Here is a 22,311-nt window from a genome sequence, read left to right as displayed (position 1 = left end):
GGTGTCAGTCCTCGGTGACAGTGATGGCCGCACAGGGACAGAGGTCGGCGCACAGCCGGACCGTCTCGTGCAGCTCGGGCGGCGGTTCCGCCATGAGCAGGACCACGGTGCCGCTGTCCGGGTCCTGGTCGAAGACCTGCGGCTCCGTCGCCGCGCAGCGGCCCATGGCGCAGCAGGCTTCCGTGTCCACGGCGACGGTCAGCCGGCCGGTGCTCACCAGGTCACCGGCAGTGCGCCGAGTCCGTAGCTGGACACCTCGTGGCGGAAGTCCAGTTCGTCGAACGGTACGGCGAGCCGTGCGCCTGGCATCCAGCGCAGTACGCCGGCGAGCATCTCCTCCAGCTCCACCTTGGCGAGCCACTGGCCGAGGCACTGGTGGATGCCGTGGCCGAAGGCCAGGTGGCGGCGGGCGTCCCGGCCCGGGTCCAGGGTGTCGGGGTCGGGGAAGACCGCCTCGTCGCGGTTGCCGGCCGACAGCGACACGACCACGCCCTCGCCGGCCCGGATCGTCACGTCGCCCAGCTCCACGTCCTCCAGGGCGGCGCGGGCCAGCCCGTTCTGCACGATGGAGTGGTAGCGCAGCAGCTCCTCGACGGCCCGGGGCAGCAGCTCCGGGTCGGCGGCCAGCTTGTCGGCCAGGTCCTGGTCGGTGACCAGGCTGAGGAGGCTCAGGCTGGCCTGGCTGGTCGTCGTCCCGTGGCCGGCGACGAGCAGCAGCCGGCACATCGGGACCATCTCCTCGACGGTCAGGTTCCCCGTGCGCACCTGGTCGACGACCAGTCTGCTCAGCAGGTCGTCACCCGGCTCCGGCGTCCGCATGCGCTCCTCGACCACCTCGCGGAGCAGGCCGTCCAGTTCGTCGCGCGCCGCGGCGACCTGCTCGGGCCGGTAACCGCGGTCGATGAGGATGCCGGCCCGGTTCTCGATCAGCTCTCGCTGCTCGTCGGACACGCCGAACAGCAGCGCGATGACGCGGGACGGGACCGGGATCGTAAGCCCGCGCACCAGGTCCACCGGGCGTTCGCCCTTGACCAGTTCGCCCAGCATCTCGTCCAGGTGCTCGCGCAGCACCGGCCGCATCGCCTCGGCCCTGCCGTGCAGGAAGTCACGGGTGAGCATGGACCGCAGCCGTGAGTGGTCGGGGTCGTCCATGCGGATGAAGGAGGCGGTGTGGGGCTTGTCCCGCACCAGGACGGACGTGGTCGTCATCATCGGGAAACCGGGGGCGCTGGTGACAGCGGTGAACCTCCGGTCCGCGAGCACCGCCCGGACGTGCGGATGCGCCGTCACCAGCCACACCTGGCCGCCGTCCCACATGGTGATGCGGCTCGCGGCGGGGCCGGACCTCAGCAGGGCGAGCGGCGGCGGTGGATCGATCGGGGAGACGCGCTCCATCGGGTAGGACGGCGCGGCCGTCACCTTCGGGGATGCTGCGTCCTGCGTCATGGGTCCCACCTATCGCTGCCCGGGCATGCCGACGTGAAGTAGCGGCCCCATCCTCACCGCCCGCCGCGCGAGCTCCCGTCCGGGGGGTCCGACCTGCATAACCGGCCACGAACGCACATAACAGGGGCCGCCGATGACCGTTCACCCGTCGTACACCCGGCTGGTACGGTCGGCGCGCCGTACCGTCGGACGCTTTTCGGCCGGATTCCCGATCCAGCCCAACACCCCGAGAACGAGGACCACATGAGTTCATCGCTGCAGGGACAGGTCGCACTCGTCACAGGAGCCGGTTCAGGAATCGGCCGCGCCACAGCACGCGCCCTTGCGGCGGCCGGTGCCTCGGTCGCCCTGGCCGCCCGCCGCGTCGACCGCCTCGAGGAACTGCGCGGCGAGCTGGAGGCCGAGGGCGCGACGGTCCAGGTCCTGGAGCTCGACGTCACGGACGAGCAGGCCGTGGCCGCCGCCGTGCGGTCCACCGTCGACACCCTCGGCAGGCTCGACATCCTGGTGAACAACGCCGGGCTGATGCTGCTGGGGCCGGTGGAGGACGCGGACACCACCGACTGGACCCGGATGATGGACACCAACGTCATGGGCCTGATGTACATGACGCACGCGGCCCTCCCGGAGCTGATCAGGAACCAGGGCGCGATCGTGCAGATCTCGTCCATCGCCGCCCGGGTCGTCGGACGCGGCAGCGCCGTCTACAACGCCAGCAAGTTCGCCGTCAACGGCTTCAGCGAAGGGCTGCGCCAGGAGGTCACCGAGCGCGGGGTGCGCGTCGTGGTCATCGAGCCGGGCACGGTGGAGACCGAGCTTCGCGACCACATCACACACGCCCCCTCCAAGGCCGCGATCACCGAACGCGTCTCGAAGATAAGGCAGTTGCAGAGCGAGGACATAGCCGACGCCGTCCTGTACGCCGTCACCGCGCCCCCGCACGCCACGGTCAACGAGATCTTCATCCGCCCCACCGACCAGGCCTGAAGCACGTAGCTCCCGGCGGGCGCCGCACTGCGCGGTGCCCGCCTTCGTGCTGTCCGGGGTCGCCGCCGGTGAGAGGAGCGAGAGAAGAGAACGCCTGCCTAACGTGAGCCGCGACAGGCCGTCACAGGTGAAGAAGAGGCGTCATACATAAGCGTAAGGAAGCCGTCCGTGCCTTCTGCGATACACGTGCCCTCCGTTCCCGACCGGTTGACGCGGTTGCCCTTCTCCCGTCCGGATCTGCGGCTGCTGGACGCGGTCGGACAGTGCGGCGACCTCGCCGAGGCCGCACGCCGGGCGGGTCTGAGAGCACCGGCCGCCCAGCGCCGGCTCGACCGGCTGGACCAGGCAACCGGTCTGCTGCTGACGCTGCGCGACGCGCGTACGGCGCGGCTGAGTCCGGACGGCGCGCGGGTCCTGGTGGCCGGCCGGCGGTTCTTCCGCCAGGTCGACCAGGCCGTGCAGACCGAGATCTACGGACGTGGCGCCGAGGCCCTGAACGCGCCCCGCATCCTGAACATCGCCACCGCGGAACCGCTGATGGAGGACTTGGTCGAGGATGCGGCCGACACCCTGGGCATCCTTCTGTCGGTCAGTCACGACACGCCCCGTCAGGTGCTCCGGCAGCTCGACGGGTACCGGGTGGACGCCGCGCACACCTGGGGCCTGAACCCCCTCTCCCGATCGGTCGACCGCACCGTGCGCACGTACGAGGTGCTGGACGACCCGCTCTGGGTGACGCTGCCTCTCGGCCATCCGCTGGCGGGCCGCGCCACGGTCTCGCTCGCCGATCTGCGTGAGGAGAACTGGGTGTCGGAGGCCGGGCCCGAGGCGGAGGTCCTGGTGAGCCGGGTCTACCTGGCGGCCGGCCTCACCCCGCCCGCCCGCATCCAGGTCACCGGCGCCTCGGTGGCCCGGGGGATGCTGCGGCGCGGTGACGCGGTCGGCCTCGGCTCCCCGGCCTGCCCGGCCGTGTTCGCCCCCTCTCTGGTACGCCGCTCGCTGGTGGAGCGGCCCCGCCGGGCCGCCGGTCTGCTGGTCGATCCCGCCGTGGTCCCCGGCGCCCTGGCGCAGCGGCTGGCGGCGCTGCTCACGACCCGCTGCCTGAGCAGGTTCACCGAGCAGCACGGGGACGTGCTCCGCGATCCGTGGTGGGCCGACTGGCTGCGCGGTCAGCGGGCGGAGCTGGAGCGGCGCACCGACGACGCCCGCGGCCTGCAGGCACCGCCCGCGCTGCCCGACGAGTCGGTCCAGGTCGACGTGGAGGACCTCCACCTGCTGCGCGCGGTGGCGGACCACGGCAGCATCAACCGTGCCGCGGCCATTCTCTCCATCAGCCAGTCGGCTCTCACCCGGCGCATCCATCGTCTCGAACTCCGCCTCGGAGCAAGGCTGTTGCTGCGCAGTTCACGCGGTACGGATCTGACTGCGCCGACCCGGCAGTTCCTGGCCCGGCTGGCCGCATTCGAGGCCGAACTCCACGCGGTGGGCCTCACGGGCGCGGGGGAAGGGCTTCAGCAGGCGGAGCCGGGCGGCGGCACACAGCGCCGTGCGTACCGGTCGGCCCGGGGCGGCGCCGTGCGCCCGGGGCGTCCCGCACCCGAACGTGGCGCGGCGCGGCCCGCCGTCGCCGGCCGGAGCTGACCCGGCCGACGGCGAAGGGGCAGCGGGCGGGCGACGGGGCCCGCCGGCTGCCCCCGGCCGTGCGTCAGCGGGCGCCCAGCGCCACGTAGTCGTACATCCCGAAGGATCCGGTGACGAACACGTTGCGTGCGTCCGGGTGGCGGTAGAGCAGGGAGCGCGGGTAGAGGTACGGCACGATCACGGCGTGGTCCATGGTCTTCCGGTCGATGCTGTGCCAGATGGCCGCGCGTTCCGCCGGGTCGTCGCTGACGGCTCCTCGGTCGAGCAGGGCGTTGATCTCCGGGTCGTCGAGCTCACCCATGTTCTGGTTGCCGCGTTCCTTGATGGCACGACCGTCGACGATCTGCTGGAAGAAGCCGTAGCCGTCGGGGAAGTCGGCGCCCCACCCGAACATGATGATGCCGATGCCGTGCTCACGCAGGTACTCGGGGCTGCCGCCGTAGCGGTCGAAGTAGTCGCCGGACGGGAAGTCAAGCACCTCGGCCTCGATGCCGACGCGGGCCAGCCCGGCCGACAGCGCCTCGGCCGCCCGGTACTCCTTGAGGCGGTCCTTGCGGGCCGCGATCTTCGTGCGGAAGCCGTCCGGCATTCCGGCCAGGGCCAGTTCGGCGCGCGCCGCCTCCAGGTCGCCGGTGCCGTCCTCGCCGACCGGGTAGCGGTCGAAGGGCTGGTAGCCGTCGATGGTGGGCGGAAGGATCGTGGTGGCGATGTCACCGCCGACGGGCCCTCCGTACGCCGCCTGCATGGCCGCCTTGTCCGTGGCGAACTGCACCGCGCGGCGGCAGTGCACGTTGTCGAACGGGGTGATCCGGCTGGAGAGGCAGTAGATCCAGGTGAAGCCGGTGAGCGGGTTGTCGGCGTTGGCCCGCAGGGCGGGGTCGGCCAGGATGCGTTCCTGCGCCGCGGGCTGCACCCCGAAGCCCGCGAGGTCGATGTGCGCCTCGCCGGAGAGCAGCATCAGGTCCACCTCGTGCGGGTCCTTGCCCAGGTGCACCTCGATCCGCTCGGCCCGCTGACGGCGCACGGGGTCGGTCTCCGGGTCCCAGTGCGGGTTGCGCTCCAGGACGACGAGCTTGCCGCGCTCGTAGGACTCGACGCGGTACGGACCGGTCGCGACGGGGCCGAGCCGGTAGCCGATGCCCGTGTCGCGGGCCCTGGGCACCGGGGTGGTGCTCGGCATGGTGGCCAGCAGGTCCATGCCGGCGAAGGGTTCGGTCAGCCGCAGGACCAGGGTGCGGTCGTCGGGGGTCTCCACGGTGATCGGGCCGTCCACGTCCGGCTCGCGCCAGGGACCGCCGTAGTCGGTGCCCAGCAGGTGGCGGAAGTAGGTGGGGCCGACGCCCAGCACGTCGGTCCCGTAGTTGCTCCTGGCGATCGCGTACTTGACGTCCGCCGCGACGACGGGGGTGCCGTCCTCGTAGAGCAGCCCGGGGCGCAGCCGGTACGTCCAGGTCCGCCCGCCGTCGGAGGCCTCCCCGAGCGACTCGGCCAGGTCGGGGACCAGGCGCTGGCCGGCCTTGCCGGGCGCGGTGTCGAAGGTCACCAGGGTCCGGCCGACCAGGCGCAAGAAGTTCCAGGTGTAGGCGTAGTACGTGTTGCCCGGGTCGAGCGAGTCGAAGTCGTCGGTGCGCACGAGGCGGAGCGTCCCGCCCAGCTTGTCGGTCGGGGCGACGACGCCGCCGACGGCGGCGTCGAAGCCGGTGGTGCCCGACTGTTCGGTCTCCATGTCCCAGCCCTTCTCGCGGTGATTTCCGCGCCATTCTGCGGGGATCCGGGGGTCCGGAGCGGGGCGGAGGGGCACGGGCGCATAGCCGACGGCGGGTCGGTATAGCGGGAGAGGCGGGAAAGAGGCGGGGAAGAGTTCCGGGTGATGTGCTCGCGGCCCCCCACGCGCGAAGCGGACCCGCTTCCCCCCACGCGCGACCCGGGCGTCCGGAACGAGGCGAGCACCACGTGTCCCGAAGAAAAAGATGGCATATACCTGTCATAACTGTCGCCGCGGCGGCACTGCTGGCGGGCTACCCGTCGGTTTCGATGGCCAAGACCCCCACCCCTCCGCCGGGAGCGGCTCAGGGCTGGTCGCAGAAGGACGAGGCCGACGCCGCCGAGCCCGGCCCCGCCGAACTCCCCGAGGCCGTACCCGCCGACGACCGCGCGGCGCTCCTCGGCTCCGGCTACCGCACGTCCGACGACCTGGCCTGGACCACCTCGGGTGACGCGACCGGCTTCCACGTCATGGTCGCCGCCGCCGGGGACGGCTACCACTGGCGGACCGCGGCGACCCTGTCCGAGCCGGGTTTCGAGACCGACACCTGGATCGGCAACGCCTGCCTCACCGCGTCCGGCAAGCGCGCAGCCGTCACCTACGCGCCCCGCACCTTCACCAACAAGCCCGCGCTGCTGACCCGCGGCGCCTTCACCGCGATCGTGGACCTGACCACCGGCGCGGTCACCAAGCTTCCCGTGCAGTCCAGCCTGAGCTACTTCTCGCCCGGGTGCGGCAACACGGAGAAGGCGGTCTTCTCACAGTTCTCCGACGACGAGTCGGAGCGCAACGAGACCCGCCTCATCGGGGTGGACACGGCGAGCGGCAAGGCGGCGAAGCCGCTCGAACTGCCCGGCCAGGTCACCTCCGCCGTCCCGCTCGCCGACGGCTACGCGGCCGCGCAGGGCGCCCGGCTGGTCCGGGTGGCACCCTCCGGCGACGTGCGCGTCGCAGCCCGCACCGCCGCAGTCCCCTTCCAGCTCACCGCCGCCGCGGACGGCTCGGTCGTGTACATCGACCGGCCCGGCACCCGCGCGAAGAACGCGAAGACGAAGGCCGTCACCGAGCGGGCCGAGGTCCGGCGCGCCCCGGCCGCGCTCTTCGGCTCCGCCGGCGCCACCGGCACGACCCGTCGCGTGGCCACCGGCGCCCTCTCCGACTTCGACCTGGCCCGCTCCGCCCGCACCGGCACGGTGTACGTCACCGGGAAGGCCGAGGCCACCGGCACCCTGCCCGCGTCCGTGCGCATGCCCGCCTCGGTGGCCAAGGACGCGGTCCTGTCCACCAGGGGCGAGGCCGCCGTCACCACCGCGTGGGCGGACGGCAAGGACTCCAGGATCTCCCCGCAGGAGGCCGCCTCGGCGCGGACCGCCCGTACCGCGATGAAGATCCTCGACACCGGGCGCAGCGTCACCCTCGACTCCCGGCCCGGCACGACGCTCGGCTCCACCGCGAAGACCGCGGCGGGCCTGGCCACCTCACCGGCGCTGACCCGTGGCACCGCGGCTGCCGCACCGGCGCTCGCCGCGGGCTCCCCGACCAACCCGGTCGAGGACGAGCGCTACTGCTCGGTGGCGCGCGGTGACGTCCGCAAACAGGCCTTCCAGCCGACCCCGCGTCAGGTCGAGTGGGCGGTGGACCAGGCCGTGGTCGGGAAACTGAACACGCACGTCTCCCGCGCCGCCAACTGGAAGAACACCGGGATGTCGGCCTACCAGCCGCAGTCCCTCTTCCCGCTCAAGACCATGGCGGGCGACCCCAACGGAACGCCTGACGCGGCCGACGGCTACCACATCCCCGCACAGGTGATGCTGGGCGTCACCGCCCAGGAATCCAACATGTGGCAGGCGACCCGATTCGCCGTACCGGGTGTCACGGCGAACACCCTGATCGGCAACTTCTACGGCATCAGCCATGGTTCCGACGGCGAGACACCGGACCCGTGGGCGATCAACTGGGCGAACGCGGACTGCGGTTACGGCATCGTCCAGGTGACCGACGGCATGCGCAAGGCGGGCCACGAGAAGCCCGGCGAGACCGCGCTGTCCGTGCAGAAGCAGGAGGCCGTCGCCCTCGACTACACGGCCAACATCTCCGCGGGCGTCAACATCCTCGTGGACAAGTGGAACCAGACGTACGGCGCCGGGATGACCGTCAACGACGGCGGCCCGGAGTACATCGAGAACTGGTTCTTCGCGCTCTGGGCGTACAACTCGGGCTTCTACCCGCAGTCCTCGGCCGGTTCGCACGGCGGCCACTGGGGCGTCGGCTACACCAACAACCCGGCCAACGCGCTGTGGAAGGCCAACCGCACCCCGTTCCTGGAGAACTCGGCCGGCGGGGACGACTACTCCCACGCCGCCCACCCGCAGGACTGGCCGTACCAGGAGAAGGTGATCGGCTGGGCCGCCCGCCCGATCTCCGCGATGTTCGCCCCCGGCGACTTCCAGCCCGGCTACCGGGCCGCCTGGTGGACGGACCCGATCTACCGCACCTCGGCCAAGCCGCCGGTCGGGACGTTCTGCGACTCGTCCAACAACTGCGACCCCAGCAAGATCACCGACAGCGACACCAGCACCAACGGCGCCTGCCAGCTGAACAACCCGTCGGACGAGTTCTTCCTGCACTGCTGGTGGAACAAGAAGGCCGCCTGGAAGAACTGCGAGTCCGCGGCGACCTGCGGCTTCGCCCTGCACCGCTTCGACACCACCTACCCGGAACAACCCGACGGCAACGCGTACCCGCCCCGGTGCTCCAGCGGGCTGCCGTCCGGGACGTACGTGATCGACGACGTGGCCTCGGGCGTCACCCCGGCCGGTTCACCGGCGCGCAGTTGCGGGGCGACGACCTCACCCGGCACCTTCGGCTTCAACTTCACGGCCAGCGGGGCCAACTACCCGGGCAAGATCGACACGCATCAGATCGGGGCCGGCTACGGCAACCACTTCTGGTTCGGACACACCAGGGACCAGGCGACGGCCGAAGGCGCCCGGATGCGCACGACCGGCACCTGGACACTGACCAACGGCATGACCGGCTGGGCCCGGGTCTGGGTGCACCTCCCCGACCACGGAGCCCACACCAGGCAGGCCTCCTACACCATCTCCGGCACCAACAGCAGCAGTCCGGTACGGGTGCACCCGCAGCGCGTCATGGAGAACAAGTGGGTCTCCCTCGGGGTGTTCCAGTTCACCTCCACCCCGAAGGTCTCGCTGTCCACGCACGCGGCCGACGGCAGCGGGTCCGAGGACGTCGCGTGGGACGCGGTCGGGTTCCAGAAGCTGACGGCCAAGCCCAAGGACATGGTCGTCGCGATGGGCGACTCCTACTCCTCGGGTGAGGGCGCCTCGGCCGCCGGCGGTGTCGACTACTACAAGGAGACCAACTACCGCGACCCCGGCACCCCGTCGACCCGCGACGCCTGCCACCGCTCGACCAAGGCGTGGTCCCGCCAGGCCACGATCCCGGGCCGCTCGGCGTCCGTGGGATCCATGGACGACAGCCGGTCCGCGGCGATGGACTACCACCTGATCGCCTGCTCGGGCGCCCGCACCTACAACATCGCGAGCGTCGGTGAGAACGGCGAGCTGCCCCAGCTGTCCAAGGGCTACCTCGACCAGAACACCAGCTTGGTGACGATCTCGATCGGCGGCAACGACGCCCGGTTCGCCTACATCATCCAGAAGTGCATCTTCGGCGGCATCGGCTGGCCGACGCTGTGCCAGAACCAGAAGTTCGACGACGATGACAAGCGGGTGGACGACGCCGCCTACCAGGGGCTGGACATCGGCGTGGCGGCCACGCGACTGGCGAAGGAACGGGTGCGGCCGGCCATCACGGACGCCCTGAAGAAGATCCAGGCGAAGGCTCCGAACGCCAAGATCGTCCTGATGGGGTACCCGCCGCTGCTGGAGAAGTCGGGGCAGTGCATCCCCGGCATCGGTACCGAGGAGGCCCCCTGGCTGAACGGCATGGCGGGCACCCTCGCCACCGAGATGCAGGGCGCCGTCGACGACGCCAAGGCCGCCGGCACCAAGGCCTGGTACTCCAACCCCGCCCAGAACTTCGCGGGGAAGGCGGTCTGCGGTGACTCGGAGCAGGTCCACGGCATCGTGCTGGACCTGGTGCAGAGCGACGAGCCCGCGATCGACTGGCCGATCCTGCAACTCGGGGCCTCTGCCCAGTCCTTCCATCCGAAGGTCGGAGGAGCCCGCCTGTACGCGGACTCCCTGGAGCGGACGATGCAGGGCATGGGTCTCTGACCCACCACACCTCGCGTGCCCTCCCCGTGCGGTTGCGGGGAGGGCACGCGAGCACCGGCGGAGAGCGGTGAGGCGGGTGCGGCGGCCCCGCTCCCGTGCTGTCCGCTCGTCCCGGGGGCGTGCACGTACTGCGGACCGGACCGAGACCGGACCTGGGACTCACCGGCCGCCCTGGTGTGCCTGACCGCACCGCGGGTGTCCGTCCGGCGGCACCGGCCGACGCGGTGCGGTGCGGGCTCGGACCAGGGCTGCGGCCGGCCGTCCCGGGAGGGGGCGGCCGGGACCGCCCGGACGGGCTCAGGTCCGTGGCACGCCGAAGCGCTCCCCGGCAGCCATGTCGGGGAGCGCGGCTGTGGGACGCTGACCAGGGTCAGTACCGGGCCATGCCCGGCACGGCGGAGAGCATGTCGGCGTCCTGCCGGAGGATCGCCCGCTCCAGCGTGGTCAGCCTGGGGCCGGGGTAGATGCCCAGCTCGTCGGTCAGCGTGTTTCGGGCCCTCCGGAAGACGGCGAGGGCATCTGCCTGCCGACCGGAGAGATACAGCGCCTGCATCAAATGCGCGTACAGCTCTTCCCGCAGAGGGTGCAGGGCTATGAGGTCGGTGAGCTCACCGATTGCCTCCTCGTATTGGCCCAGAGAAATTTCCAGGCAAATGCGCTGTTGCAGTGCGGCGACGCGTTCTTCTTCCAGCCGGGCGGCACGGGTCTGTAGCGCACTGCTCGAAATCGTGGCGAGAGCGGGCCCCCGCCAGAGGGCGAGCGCCTCCTTGAGGAGGTCCAGAGCCTCCTCCGTGAGTCCGGCCCGTACCATTTTCTTCGCCGTCGCGACGTTGCGACGGAAGATGTCGCTGTCGATCTCGCAGTGGGCGGAGTCGAGCTGGTAACCGGAAGCCGTCGACAGGACGGTTTCCTGCGGCGCGCCGACCGCTGCGAGCGAGCGGCGGATCATCCACACGCTCGTCTGGAGCTGACCGGGGGCGGTCCGGGGCGGACGCTCACCCCATAGGTGGGTGATGAGTTCGGGCGTACTGACGGCCCTGCCCGACACGAGTGCGAGCGCGGTGAGAACCCGGAGCTGCCGCTGCCCGGCGAGCGGGACCGGAATGTTCCTGGAAAGCATGGAGATCGGACCGAGTATTCGAATCTGGACGCCGGCCATAGGGGTCTCCCGTTCTGCCGTCCATGACTTGATTCCCCTGCCATGAACTGCTGGATATTCGCACGCAATGTCTTGGGATGCGCTGTTCGGTGGAGGGAATGCAGTGGTCCTGGCTTCGACCACTACGCGCGTAGCGGGGTTCTGCCCTATCGAGTCCGGACAGTAATAAGCCAACCTTGCCGCGTCAACGACGCCCGGATCGGCACGGCTGAAAACTGTCGTACCGAGCCCAGCGAAAATGCTGACCGTGGAAAACCGCAGGTGGCGGGTGCAGGACGAAGTGGCCGGTTTACATGATCGCGAATTGCGCGGAGTAATCACCGGATCCGGAGCACCTCGACACGGGACCGGGCACGACCCCCGGAACGTCGCGCCCCGGCGGAGGATGTGCGTCCGCCGTGAAGAAAGCGGGGACTACGCGTGGTGAGTGAGGTTACCCAGCGCTCCGATCCGGACCGCGAATCGCCACCTCAGAGGTCTAGTCCAGTGATGGCGGAAACCGTACGCCGACGGACGGTACGTCAGGATTGCGGGAGCCGAAACGCGACGACCGGACGCACCGCGGCCCCGGTGGCGCAGCCTCCGGGCACCGGAATCGACGGCTCCGGGCACCGGAATCGACGACTCCGGGCGCGAGGGAGCCACACCTCGGGGCACGAGGCTCCCCGGGTCCGGGGACCCCGAAGGCTCCGGCCTCGCGCGGAACCGGGGCGACCGCGGGATCAGGCGACCGGGAGCCCCGTGACGTCGAGCAGTTCCAGATGCCGGGGGTCCAGCACCCGCGTCCCGGCACCCGGCGCCCGGCGTTCGGCGGCCTCGGCCAGCGCCGCCGCCGCGCCAGGGGTCGTCGTACGGGAGATCCCCGAGTCGCCCAGCGGCGTCACCATGTCGTCGTGGTGGCAGGGCAGGAGGACGGAGGGCGAGCCAAGGGCGGTCAGCAGCCGGTCCGGATAGCCGTGGACGACCTCGTGGCCGCTCATCCCGATCACCGCAACGTCGGGCCGCGCACCCGCCAGTTCACGCTCGGCGACGTTGCTGGTACCGGTCAGGAGCACGGACTGCCCGCCCTCGACCGACACCTGGAAGGCCAGGGTCTGCCCCTCGACCAGGTCACCCAGGGTCCGGGGCCGCGCGGGGACGTCGTCGCGCGCCCCGGGGGCGAAGGACGAGTAGTCCTTCTGCCTGCTGTGCAGACTCCGGAACACCTCCACGCTGTAGCCGTCGAACTGCAGGTGGTCGCCTCCGTTCACGGCGACCACGTCGGCCATGCGGTGCGCGGGGGTACCCATCGCGGCCAGCAGGTTCCGCGAGGTGGTGTCGCAGAGCGTCCGCACCCGCCGGCTCCTCCAGCCCGGCCGGGACAGCAGGTGCGGCACGTCGGCGAGGTGGTCGAAGTGCCCGTGGCTGATGAGGACCAGCTCCGGCGCACCGGTCAGCTCCTTCTCCGCGACGTGCTCGACCGCTTCGGGGTCAAGGCGCAGCGGCAGTGCCGGATCGAGGCCGCCGTCGGCGTCGGCGTACGGCATCCGGCTCAGATACGGGTCGAAGAGGATGCTGCGGCCCGCGAAGGACAGCTCCCACCCGGCCACTCCGAGCCAGCGCAGACCGATCGGGGTGCCCTTCGGTGCCGAACGCGGATACACGGCCGACAGTGGGGCGGCACCGCCGACCAGCAGCCCCGCCGCCCCGACACCCAGGGCTCCCTGCAGAACCGACCTTCGCGACTGACCCATGCGCCACCTCGTTCACTTTGTGCTGATCACACGTCACCCTACGGAGCGGACGTGTCGAGGCGGCACATTTGAGTCAGTGGCGGGGCCGGGGCGTGGCGGATCAGGTGGTGTACTCGGAGTTCAGCCGTACGTATCCCTCCGTCAGATCACAACCGTAGACGGTGAACTCCCCTTCTCCGATACCCAGTCCGATGCCGATCACCACCTCTCCGCCGCGCATGTGCTCGGCGACCGCGGCCCGCAGTTCGGCGTCGCCGGGGCCGTCGGCGCTCTGCGGGTAGACCTGGGTCCCGCCGAACCGGACGGTGACGTTCTCCTGGAGGATGTCGGTGTCGTCGGTGCACTTGCCGATCGCCATGGTGACCCGGCCCCAGTTGGGGTCGCTGCCGTGCACCGCGGTCTTGACCAGCGGCGAGTTGACCACGGTCTTGCCCACGCGCTTGGCCTGCGCGGCGTCCCGGGCCCCGGTGACCCGCACCTCGATGAGCTTGCTCGCCCCCTCGCCGTCGGAGGCGATGTTCTTCACCAGGGCGAGGGCCACCTCGTGCAGCGCGTCCTCGAACTCCGCGGGATCCACGTCGCCGGCCAGCCCGTTGGCGAACAGGACCGCCGTGTCGCTGGTCGAGGTGTCGGTGTCGATGGAGACGGCGTTGAACGTGCGGTCCATGACGTTCCGGAAGATCCGGTCCTGCACTTCCCGCGGCAGCCGGGCGTCGGTGGCGAAGAAGGTCAGCAGGGTCGCCATGTCGGGCTCGAGCATCCCCACCCCCTTGGCGATGCCGACGAGCGTGGCCTCCCCGCACCGCACCCTGACCTCCTTGGGCCGGGTGTCGGTGGTCATGATGGCGCGCGCGGCCCGGTCGAAGCCGCCCTCGGGGAAGGGCCAGGAGAGTGTCTTGATGTGTGCCCGGATCTGCTCCATGGGGTACTGGAGGCCGATCACGCCGGTGGAGGCGATCAGCAGCTCGCCCTCGGGAAGCCCGGTCTCCGCGGCCACCGAGTTCCGCACCTCGCGGGCGTTGCTCTCCCCCTCCGGGCCGGTGGCGACGTTGGCGTTCCGGGCGACGACGACCACTCCGCGCGCCTGCCCGTCGGCCACGGCCGCCCGGCTGAGCACCACGCTCGGGCCGGAGAAGCGTGACTTGGTGAACACCGCGCTGACCTGCGTGGGCACGGTGGAGGCCAGGACCGTGAAGTCGTCCCGCCCGTCGTCCGAGAGTCCCGCCGGGGCGGTGTGCACCACGAACCCCGCGGGGTCCCGGGTGGTCGTACCGGTCATGATCGCCTTCTTCCCTCAGCGGCTTCTTTATGCGGGTGACTGTATTCCTATTCATCTATCACAGTAGACGGAGGACAGGGCCCGAACCAGTCCCCGGGCCGCCTCGAAGCGCACTACAGCGCGGTCGGATAGGCGCTGGAGAGGCGGTGGAGAGAGCGCCCCGGCACGGTGACGACATTCCGCATCCCGTCGAAATCCTGGAGACGACGCCGCATGTCCCGTGTATCGACCAAGCCCAGCAACAACCCGACGGCCGCACACGCACTGCTCAAGCGTCTCAACGAGCACGGTGTGCAGACGGTGTTCGGTGTCGTCGGCCGCGAAGCCGCCTCCATCCTCTTCGACGAGGCACCGGGTATCGACTTCGTCCTGACCCGGCACGAGTTCACCGCCGGCGTCGCCGCCGACGTCCTGGCCCGCATCACCGGCCGCCCGCAGGCCTGCTGGGCGACGCTCGGTCCCGGTATGACGAACCTCGCGACCGGCGTGGCGACCTCGATCCTGGACCGCTCGCCGGTGATCGCGCTGGCCGCCCAGTCCGAGTCGCACGACATCTTCCCCAACGACACCCACCAGTGCCTGGACTCCGTCGCCGTCATGCGCCCCATGACGAAGTACGCGGTCGAACTCCAGCGTCCCGACGAGATCACCGACCTGGTCGACTCCGCCGTCGCCGCCGCGATGACCGAGCCCGTCGGCCCCAGCTTCATCTCCGTCCCCGTCGACCTGCTCGGCGCGGACATCGACACCTCGATCGACCACCCGGCCGCGCGCACCCCGGCCAAGCCGGTCGGCGCCGTCCAGGCGGGCTGGGAGGCCACCGCCGACGAGGCCGCGGCCCTGGTCGCCGGTGCGGAGCACCCGGTGTTCGTCGTCGGCGCGGCGGCCATCCGCTCCGGCGCGGTCCCCGCGATACGGGCCCTGGCCGAGCGCCTGGACGTCCCGGTCATCACCACGTACATCGCCAAGGGTGTCCTGCCGCACGGCCACCGCCTGAACTACGGCGCCGTCACCGGATACATGGACGGCATCCTGTCGTTCCCCGCCCTGGAGACCCTCTTCGGCCCGGCCGACGTCGTCGTGACCCTCGGCTACGACTACGCCGAGGACCTGCGCCCCTCGATGTGGACCCGCGGCGCCGAGAAGAAGACCGTCCGCGTCTCCCCGACGGTCAACCCGATCCCCCGGGTCTACCGTCCCGACATCGACGTGGTCACCGACGTCCTGGCCTTCGTCGAGCACCTGGACTCCGCCACCTCGGACCTCGCGAGCAAGACCCCGCACGACATCACCCCGCTGCGCGAGCGCATCGCCGAGTTCCTTGCCGACCCCACCGAGTACGACGACGGCATGCGCGTCCACCAGGTGATGGACTCCATGAACACGGTCATGGCGGAGACCGCCGCCGCCGGTGAGGGCACGATCGTCTCCGACATCGGCTTCTTCCGGCACTACGGGGTGCTCTTCGCCCGCGCCGACCAGCCCTTCGGCTTCCTCACCTCGGCCGGCTGCTCGAGCTTCGGCTACGGCATCCCCGCGGCGATCGGCGCCCAGATGGCCCGTCCCGGCCAGCCCACCTTCCTCATCGCGGGGGACGGCGGCTTCCACTCCAACAGCTCCGACCTGGAGACCATCGCCCGGCTGAACCTGCCGATCGTGACGGTCGTCGTCAACAACGACACCAACGGACTGATCGAGCTCTACCAGAACCTCGGCCACCAGCGCTCGCACGACCCGGCCGTCAAGTTCACCGGGGTCGACTTCACCGAACTCGCGCGCGCCAACGGTGTCGAGGCCGTGAAGGCGAACTCCCGCGAGGACCTGCTCGCCGCTCTGCGCAAGGGAGCCGGCCTCGGCCGCCCGTTCCTGATCGAGGTCCCGGTGAACTACGACTTCACCTCCGGCGGCTTCGGAGCCCTGAGCATCTGATCATGGCGCACACACTCCCCGCCGCCACGGGGTTCCTGGTCTCCGCCCAGCTGGGCGGGGACCAGGCCCCCGGGCCGGTCTTCGCCACCCGGGGCGCCCACGAGACCGTGGCCGAGGCCCTCCGCAACCAGACCCTGAACGCCGTACTCGTGCACTCGGGCTCGGCGGGCGACGCCGTGGCCCGCTTCGGCGACACGGCACTCGTCCTGGCCGGCGAGCTCTACAACCGGGAGGAACTGCTCACCCTCCTCCCCGCCGGCACCGAACCCCGCACGGACGCGCAGTTGCTGCTCGCACTGCTGGGCGTCTACGACCTGCACGCCTTCCGGCTGCTGAACGGCCGGTTCGCGGCGGTCGCGGCCCTCGGCGACCGTGTGCTCCTGGCCACCGACCACGCGGGCTCCGTCCCGCTCTACGCCCTTCCGGTGCCCGGCCGTGTCCTGGCCGCCACCGAGATCAAGGCCCTCGTCCCGGCGACCGCCCAGGCCCCGCCGTCCGGGCGGCCCGTCGCCGAGGCCCGCAGGGTCCGCAGGGTTCCGGGCGTCCACCAGGTGCCGGCCGGCACGGTCCTGGACCTCGATGTCCGTACGGGTACCGCGGCGGCCTCCCGGACCTGGACGCCGCCGGTGTCCCGGCGGATCATGCACGAGGCCGACGCCACGGCGGCCGTGCGGGAGACGCTGGAGCGGGCCGTCCGGGCTCGCACCGGCGGCACCACCCCGCTGGTGGTGCTCTCCGGAGGAATCGATTCTTCCGGTGTCGCCGCACTCGCCGCCGCACACACCGACGGCCCCCTGGACACGCTGTCCATGGGCACCGACACCGCGAACGAGTTCGCCGAGGCACGCGTGGTCGCCACACATCTCGGCTCGGCCCACCGGGAGATCACGGTCCCCACGGCGGACCTGCTCGGCCAGCTCCCGTACGCGATCTGGGCGTCCGAGTCCGTCGACCCGGACATCATCGAGTACCTGCTGCCGCTCACCGCCCTGTACCGGGCGCTCGACGGGCCCGCCCGCCGCATCCTCACCGGCTACGGCGCGGACATCCCCCTCGCCGGCATGCACCGGGAGGACAGGCTGCCCCAGCTGGACACGGCGGTGGCGCTCGACATGGCCACCTTCGACGGGCTCAACGAGATGACCCCGGTGCTCTCCGGCATCCAGGGCCACTGGTCGACCCATCCGTACTGGGACCGCGACGTACTGGACCTGCTGGTCCCTCTGGAGGCCGGGCTGAAGCGCCGCTACGGCCGCGACAAATGGGTCCTGCGCGAGGCGATGAGCGCCCTGCTCCCGCAGGAGACGGTCAACCGGCCGAAGCTCGGGGTGCACGAGGGCTCGGGGACGACGTCGTCCTTCAGCCTCCTGCTGATGGACGCCGGGGTACCGGAGGCCGACGTTCACCGGGCCAAGTCCCAGGTGGTGCGGGAGATCTTCGACCGGGTGGTCGTCGAGGGGCTGCCACCCGCCGAGGTGAGCACCGCCGACGCCGTGCACCAGGTGGCCGCGCGGCTGAAGGAGACCGAGTGAACCGCCCCAGACTCCGTAGCGGCCGTCCGCGGCCCGTCCGACAGGAGGGATGACGCCGTGGAACGTGTCGACACCGCGATCTCGCCCCGCTATGCGCAGATCCCCACCTTCATGCGCCTGCCGCACGATCCGCAGCCCACCGGCCGCGACGTCGTCGTCATCGGCGCCCCGTACGACGGGGGCACGAGCTACCGGCCGGGTGCCCGCTTCGGCCCCCGCGCCATCCGCAACGAGTCCGGCCTGATCCACGGGGTCGGCATCGACCGGGGGCCGGGCACCTTCGAACTCATCGACTGCGTGGACGGCGGGGACATCGACCTCACCCCGTTCAACATGCACATCGCCATGGAGACGGCCCACCGGCACCTGCGCGGCCTCCTCCAGGACAACGTCGCCTTCCTGATGCTCGGCGGCGACCACTCGCTCACCCTGGCGGCCCTGCGCGCCGTGGCGGAGCAGCACGGCCCCGTCGCCGTGGTCCACCTCGACGCCCACTCCGACACCAACCCCGCCTTCTACGGGGGCGAGTACCACCACGGGACGCCGTTCCGGCACGCCATCGACGAGGGCATCATCGACCCCGCGCGGACGGTGCAGATCGGGATCCGGGGCCACAACCCCCAGCCCGACTCGCTGGACTACGCCCGCGGCAAGGGGGTACGGGTCGTCACCACCGACGAGTTCGTCGAGACCGGCGTCGCCGGGACCCACGCCCTCGTCAAGGAGCTCATCGGCGACCGGCCCGTCTACGTGTCGGTCGACATCGACGTGGCGGACCCCGCCTTCGCCCCGGGTACCGGGACCCCCGCGCCCGGCGGGCTCTCCTCCCGCGAGGTGCTGGCCCTGCTGCGCTGCGTGGGCGAGCTGCGGCCGGTCGGCTTCGACGTCATGGAGGTCTCGCCCCTGTACGACCACGCCGGGATCACCTCCGTCCTGGCGACCGAGATAGGCGCGGAACTGCTCTACCAGTACGCCCGCGCTCACATCAAAGGAAGGAACGACGCGTGACCGTCATCGACTGCTCCGAACTCCGCGACGAACTCCTGGCACTCGCCTCGCGCCTGCCCGCGGTGCCACGTGCGGACCTCCCGGCCTTCCTCGGTGCCGCGAAGGAGGCGTCCGGCGACCTCCCGGCCTCGATCGCCGAGGCGCTCGACGCCTTCAACGCGTCCGGCAACCAGGACGGTTACCTCCTGCTCCGCGGCCTTCCGGTCGAGCCCGAGGGCCAGCTGCCGCCCACGCCGGAGACCACTCCGGCCCCGGTGGAGCGCCCGCTGCTCACCATGGAGGCGATGCTCGCGGTCGTCGGCCGCCGGCTCGGCCTGCACACCGGGTACAAGGAGCTTCGCAGCGGCACCGTCTACCACGACGTGTACCCCTCCCCCGGCGCGCACCACCTCTCCTCGGAGACCTCGGAGACCCTGCTGGAGTTCCACACGGAGATGGCGTACCACCGGCTCCAGCCCAACTACGTGATGCTCGCGTGCTCCCGCGCCGACCACGAGCGCAGGGCCGCGACCCTGGTCGGCTCGATCCGCAAGGCGCTGCCGCTGGTCCCGGAGGCCTTCCGCAGCCACCTCTTCGACCACAAGGTGCCGTGCTGTGTCGACGTCGCCTTCCGCGGCGGGGTCGAGGACCCGGGCGCCATCGCCGAGGTGAAGCCGCTCTACGGCGATCCGGCCGACCCGCTGCTCGGCTACGACCGGGAGCTGCTGGCACCCGAGGACCCCCGGGACGTCGAGGCGGTGGAGTCGCTCTCCAAGGCGCTGGACGAGATCACCGAGTCCGTGCACCTGATCCCGGGTGACGTCCTGATCATCGACAACTTCCGTACGACACACGCTCGTACGCCGTTCACACCGCGCTGGGACGGGGCGGACCGGTGGCTGCACCGCGTCTACATCCGCACCGACCGCTTCGGGCAGCTCTCCGGTGGCGAACGCGCCGGCGACGTGGTGGCCTTCACGCCGCGCGACTGACCTGGCTCTCCATCGCGGCCCGGGCGGGCCGGTGGCGTCCCCCGACGGCGGGGCGCCACCGGCCCGCCCGTCGTGCCACCCGCTGTTTCGCGCCACCCGCTCCCGGTCCGCTCTCGACTCACTCTCCCGGCGCTCTCCGCGGTGGCCCCGCGCCGGGGGGCAGCGGTTAGCGTGTCGGACAGGTGATCGGAAGCGGTCCGGTCGCGGGAGAGGTATCCGCAGCAGACGAGGAGACAACGCCAAGTGTCGGACCCCACCTTGCAGCAGATGGCACGTCATGACCGCGCGAGGCGTCGCGGACCACGCACGGGAGCGGTGCTGGGAGTGGCGGTGGCCGTCGTCCTGGCGGCCGGCGCGGGCTGGTGGGGGTACCGGGCATGGTCCGGGGACGGGGCGGAGGACCCCGAGGTGGCCGCGGCGACCGAGCGGCTGCAGTCGTTCCTCGACGCGTGGGGGGCGGGCCAGGCCGCGAAGGCGGCTGCCCTGTCCGACTCGCCGGAGAACGCCGAGTCCCTGCTGACCTCGGTGACGACCAATCTGAAACCCACCAAGGCGGAGCTGTCGGCGGGGGACGGCAAGAAGAACGACAAGGGCGATGTGACGGTCCCCTACACCGCGCGGTTCACCGTCCCGGCCGTCGGCCTGTTCAGCTACGAGTCCGAGGCGACGCTGGTCAAGAAGGCGGAGCAGTGGACGGTGGAGTTCGGCTCCCCGATGATCCACCCCCGGCTGAAGCCCGGACAGACGCTCGCGCTGAAGGCGGTGGCCGAGCGCGCAGCCGTGCTCGACACCAACGGCGAGGACCTGCAGGCCGCCTCGCTGCGCGGCTCGGTGGACGAACAGGGCAAGGGCACCTTCGGACTGGAGGCGCGCTACGACAAGCAGTTGAGAGGCGGCGACGGCGCGGCCACCAGTGAGGTGGTGATCGCCGACCGGCAGTCGGGCCAGGCCGAGGCCTCGCTCACCAAGAGCTCCGCGAAGCCCGGCACACCGGTGAGGACCACGATCGACCCGAAGGTGCAGAGCGCCGCCGCCGCTGCCATGGAGGGGCTGAAGGTGAACGCGGCACTGATCGCCCTGGAGCCCTCGACCGGGAACATCCTGGCCGTCTCCAACCGCCCGGCGGGCGGCCTGAACCGGGCGCTGGCAGGGCGGTACCCACCCGGTTCGACGTTCAAGGTGGTGACGACGGCGGCGATGCTGAAGGCGGGCATGAAGCCCTCGGACGTGGTGAAGTGTCCCAAGTTCGCGCACGTCGACGGGCAGCGGTTCGAGAACCAGAACCAGTTCACGCTGCCGGCCGGCTCGACCTTCAAGGACTCGTTCGCCAAGTCGTGCAACACCATGTTCGTGGAACACCGCGCCGAGGTGGGCGGCTCGGCCCTGCACGACGCCGCGGAGGCCTTCGGGATCGGCGGGGTCTGGGATGTGGGCGACACGACGTACGACGGTTCCGTCCCGGTGAGCACGTCGGACAACGACCTCGCGGCGTCCACCATCGGGCAGGCCCGGGTGCAGGCGTCCCCCCTGGTGATGGCGTCGATCGCGGCGACGGTCAAGGAGGGCACCTTCAAACAGCCGGTGCTGGTGCCCGACGCGGTCAAGAAGAAGCACGAGGCGAAGGTGCCGCTCGACCCGTCGGTGACCGGTGACCTGCGCGACATGATGCGGGCGACGGTGACGTACGGAGCGGGGAGCGCCCTGACGGGCATTCCCGGGGAGCCGCACGCCAAGACCGGGACGGCGGAGTTCGGCGAGGAGAAGCCGCCGCGCACCCACGCCTGGATGATCGGCTACCAGGGCGGCAGCGACCTGGCGTGGTGCGTGATGCTGGAGGACGGGGGCTCGGGCGGCGCCGACGCGGGACCGGTGGCGGCCAGATTCCTGAAGAGCCTTCAGGGCGGCGCCTGACCAGCGGGAAACGGCGAGGGGTGCCACCGGTGGCTACACCCGCCTCGGCCCCTCTCCCGGCACAATGCCTCCCATGACGAACATCTCCTCCCGCCCGCCCGGGCGTTCCTCGCTCTCCCTGTGGTCGAAGGACTCGTTCTTGTCCATCGCCTCCGTGGGATCCGTGCTGTCCATCGGTTCGGTCGGCAGCGCGCTGTCCATCGGGTCCATCGGCTCGTCGGTGTCCGTCGGCTCGATCGGCTCCGCCCTGTCCCTGGTGTCGCTGGGGTCCGTTCAGAGCACCGCCAGTGCGCTGTCCATCCAGGCACGGCGCTCCGTACTGGCCATCGGTCCGTACCGGGTGCTCGGCTCCCCGGCCACGCTCGCACTGGTCGGATCGGGCGCGCTCGCGGCCGCCGGCGCGCTCGCCCTGCACATCCGTACCAGGTCATGAGCGGTCCGGTGCCGGAACAGCCGAGCCCCTGAGACGCCGGCCACGGGCGACCGAGCACCCTCCGCACACCTCGGCGTGCCGCACTCACTACCGAAAACGATCAAGGGCCGGTTTCGGATTGCTCCGAAACCGGCCCTTGATCCGCGACTGTCTCCAGTCGGGACGACAGGATTTGAACCTGCGACCCCTTGACCCCCAGGAGTAGGGGTCATCCCTTTTTCGCGGCATAAAGATCGAGTGTCCAGGATCACGGGG

Annotated in this window: 15 protein-coding genes; 9 read left to right on the top strand and 6 right to left on the bottom strand. The window is 71.1% G+C overall.

The window, feature by feature from the left end:
* Positions 1-4 precede the first annotated feature (4 nt).
* Both AB0I83_RS03245 and AB0I83_RS03240 read right to left on the bottom strand, forming a co-directional pair.
* On the bottom strand, positions 5-217 hold the full coding sequence (locus tag AB0I83_RS03245; protein ID WP_363303400.1) for a ferredoxin: 213 nt from the start codon (positions 215-217) through the stop codon (positions 5-7).
* Positions 214-1,446, bottom strand: a complete 1,233-nt coding sequence (locus AB0I83_RS03240; RefSeq protein WP_363303399.1) for a cytochrome P450 — start codon at positions 1,444-1,446, stop codon at positions 214-216. The genes AB0I83_RS03245 and AB0I83_RS03240 overlap by 4 nt, the downstream gene beginning before the upstream one ends.
* 243 nt (positions 1,447-1,689) lie before the next feature.
* Between AB0I83_RS03240 and AB0I83_RS03235 the strand changes: the two genes are divergently transcribed.
* Together AB0I83_RS03235 and AB0I83_RS03230 are read left to right on the top strand one after the other, a co-directional pair.
* Positions 1,690-2,433, top strand: coding sequence for an SDR family oxidoreductase (locus tag AB0I83_RS03235; protein ID WP_356530140.1), 744 nt, complete (start codon positions 1,690-1,692; stop codon positions 2,431-2,433).
* A gap of 168 nt (positions 2,434-2,601) precedes the next feature.
* Positions 2,602-4,074: a LysR family transcriptional regulator gene (locus AB0I83_RS03230; protein ID WP_363303398.1), complete on the top strand. Its 1,473-nt coding sequence runs from the start codon at positions 2,602-2,604 to the stop codon at positions 4,072-4,074.
* Positions 4,075-4,138: 64 nt separating this feature from the next.
* On the opposite strand, the gene AB0I83_RS03225 is transcribed toward AB0I83_RS03230, so the two are convergent.
* Positions 4,139-5,800 (bottom strand): ABC transporter substrate-binding protein, encoded by a 1,662-nt coding sequence (locus AB0I83_RS03225; protein WP_363303397.1) that lies wholly within the window; start codon positions 5,798-5,800, stop codon positions 4,139-4,141.
* Positions 5,801-6,108: 308 nt separating this feature from the next.
* On the opposite strand from AB0I83_RS03225, the gene AB0I83_RS03220 reads away from it, so the two are divergent.
* Entirely contained in the window at positions 6,109-10,101 is a 3,993-nt protein-coding gene (locus AB0I83_RS03220) for a NocE (RefSeq protein ID WP_363303396.1), read from the top strand.
* Positions 10,102-10,471: 370 nt separating this feature from the next.
* Here AB0I83_RS03220 and AB0I83_RS03215 read toward each other — a convergent pair whose 3' ends face one another.
* From AB0I83_RS03215 to argJ, 3 genes are all read right to left on the bottom strand, one after another.
* Entirely contained in the window at positions 10,472-11,221 is a 750-nt protein-coding gene (locus tag AB0I83_RS03215) for a BTAD domain-containing putative transcriptional regulator (RefSeq protein WP_356530146.1), read from the bottom strand.
* Between the two features lie 761 nt (positions 11,222-11,982).
* Entirely contained in the window at positions 11,983-12,993 is a 1,011-nt protein-coding gene (locus tag AB0I83_RS03210) for an MBL fold metallo-hydrolase (protein ID WP_363303395.1), read from the bottom strand.
* A 100-nt stretch (positions 12,994-13,093) separates the two neighbouring features.
* Positions 13,094-14,272, bottom strand: a complete 1,179-nt coding sequence (gene argJ, locus AB0I83_RS03205) for a bifunctional glutamate N-acetyltransferase/amino-acid acetyltransferase ArgJ (RefSeq protein ID WP_363303394.1) — start codon at positions 14,270-14,272, stop codon at positions 13,094-13,096.
* 213 nt (positions 14,273-14,485) lie between these two features.
* Between argJ and AB0I83_RS03200 the strand changes: the two genes are divergently transcribed.
* From AB0I83_RS03200 to AB0I83_RS03175, 6 genes are all read left to right on the top strand, one after another.
* Positions 14,486-16,201 (top strand): thiamine pyrophosphate-binding protein, encoded by a 1,716-nt coding sequence (locus AB0I83_RS03200; protein WP_363303393.1) that lies wholly within the window; start codon positions 14,486-14,488, stop codon positions 16,199-16,201.
* Positions 16,201-17,733 carry an asparagine synthase-related protein gene (locus tag AB0I83_RS03195; protein ID WP_363303447.1) on the top strand — a complete coding sequence of 511 codons (1,533 nt, stop codon included), beginning with the start codon at positions 16,201-16,203 and terminating at the stop codon, positions 17,731-17,733. Before AB0I83_RS03200 ends, AB0I83_RS03195 begins: the two co-directional genes overlap by 1 nt.
* Positions 17,734-17,790: 57 nt before the next feature.
* Positions 17,791-18,741 carry an agmatinase gene (speB, locus tag AB0I83_RS03190; RefSeq protein WP_356530153.1) on the top strand — a complete coding sequence of 317 codons (951 nt, stop codon included), beginning with the start codon at positions 17,791-17,793 and terminating at the stop codon, positions 18,739-18,741.
* Positions 18,738-19,712 carry a clavaminate synthase Cs1 gene (cs1, locus tag AB0I83_RS03185; RefSeq protein WP_356530154.1) on the top strand — a complete coding sequence of 325 codons (975 nt, stop codon included), beginning with the start codon at positions 18,738-18,740 and terminating at the stop codon, positions 19,710-19,712. The genes speB and cs1 overlap by 4 nt, the downstream gene beginning before the upstream one ends.
* Before the next feature lie 267 nt (positions 19,713-19,979).
* Positions 19,980-21,623: a penicillin-binding transpeptidase domain-containing protein gene (locus AB0I83_RS03180; RefSeq protein WP_363303392.1), complete on the top strand. Its 1,644-nt coding sequence runs from the start codon at positions 19,980-19,982 to the stop codon at positions 21,621-21,623.
* 73 nt (positions 21,624-21,696) lie between these two features.
* Positions 21,697-22,056: a hypothetical protein gene (locus tag AB0I83_RS03175; RefSeq protein ID WP_363303391.1), complete on the top strand. Its 360-nt coding sequence runs from the start codon at positions 21,697-21,699 to the stop codon at positions 22,054-22,056.
* Positions 22,057-22,311 lie beyond the last annotated feature (255 nt).

It is taken from the genome of Streptomyces sp. NPDC049970 (genome assembly GCF_040660235.1).
Classification (GTDB): domain Bacteria; phylum Actinomycetota; class Actinomycetes; order Streptomycetales; family Streptomycetaceae; genus Streptomyces.
The sequence above is the reverse complement of the archived record's forward strand: the minus strand, read 5'-3'. Positions and strand labels throughout refer to the sequence as shown.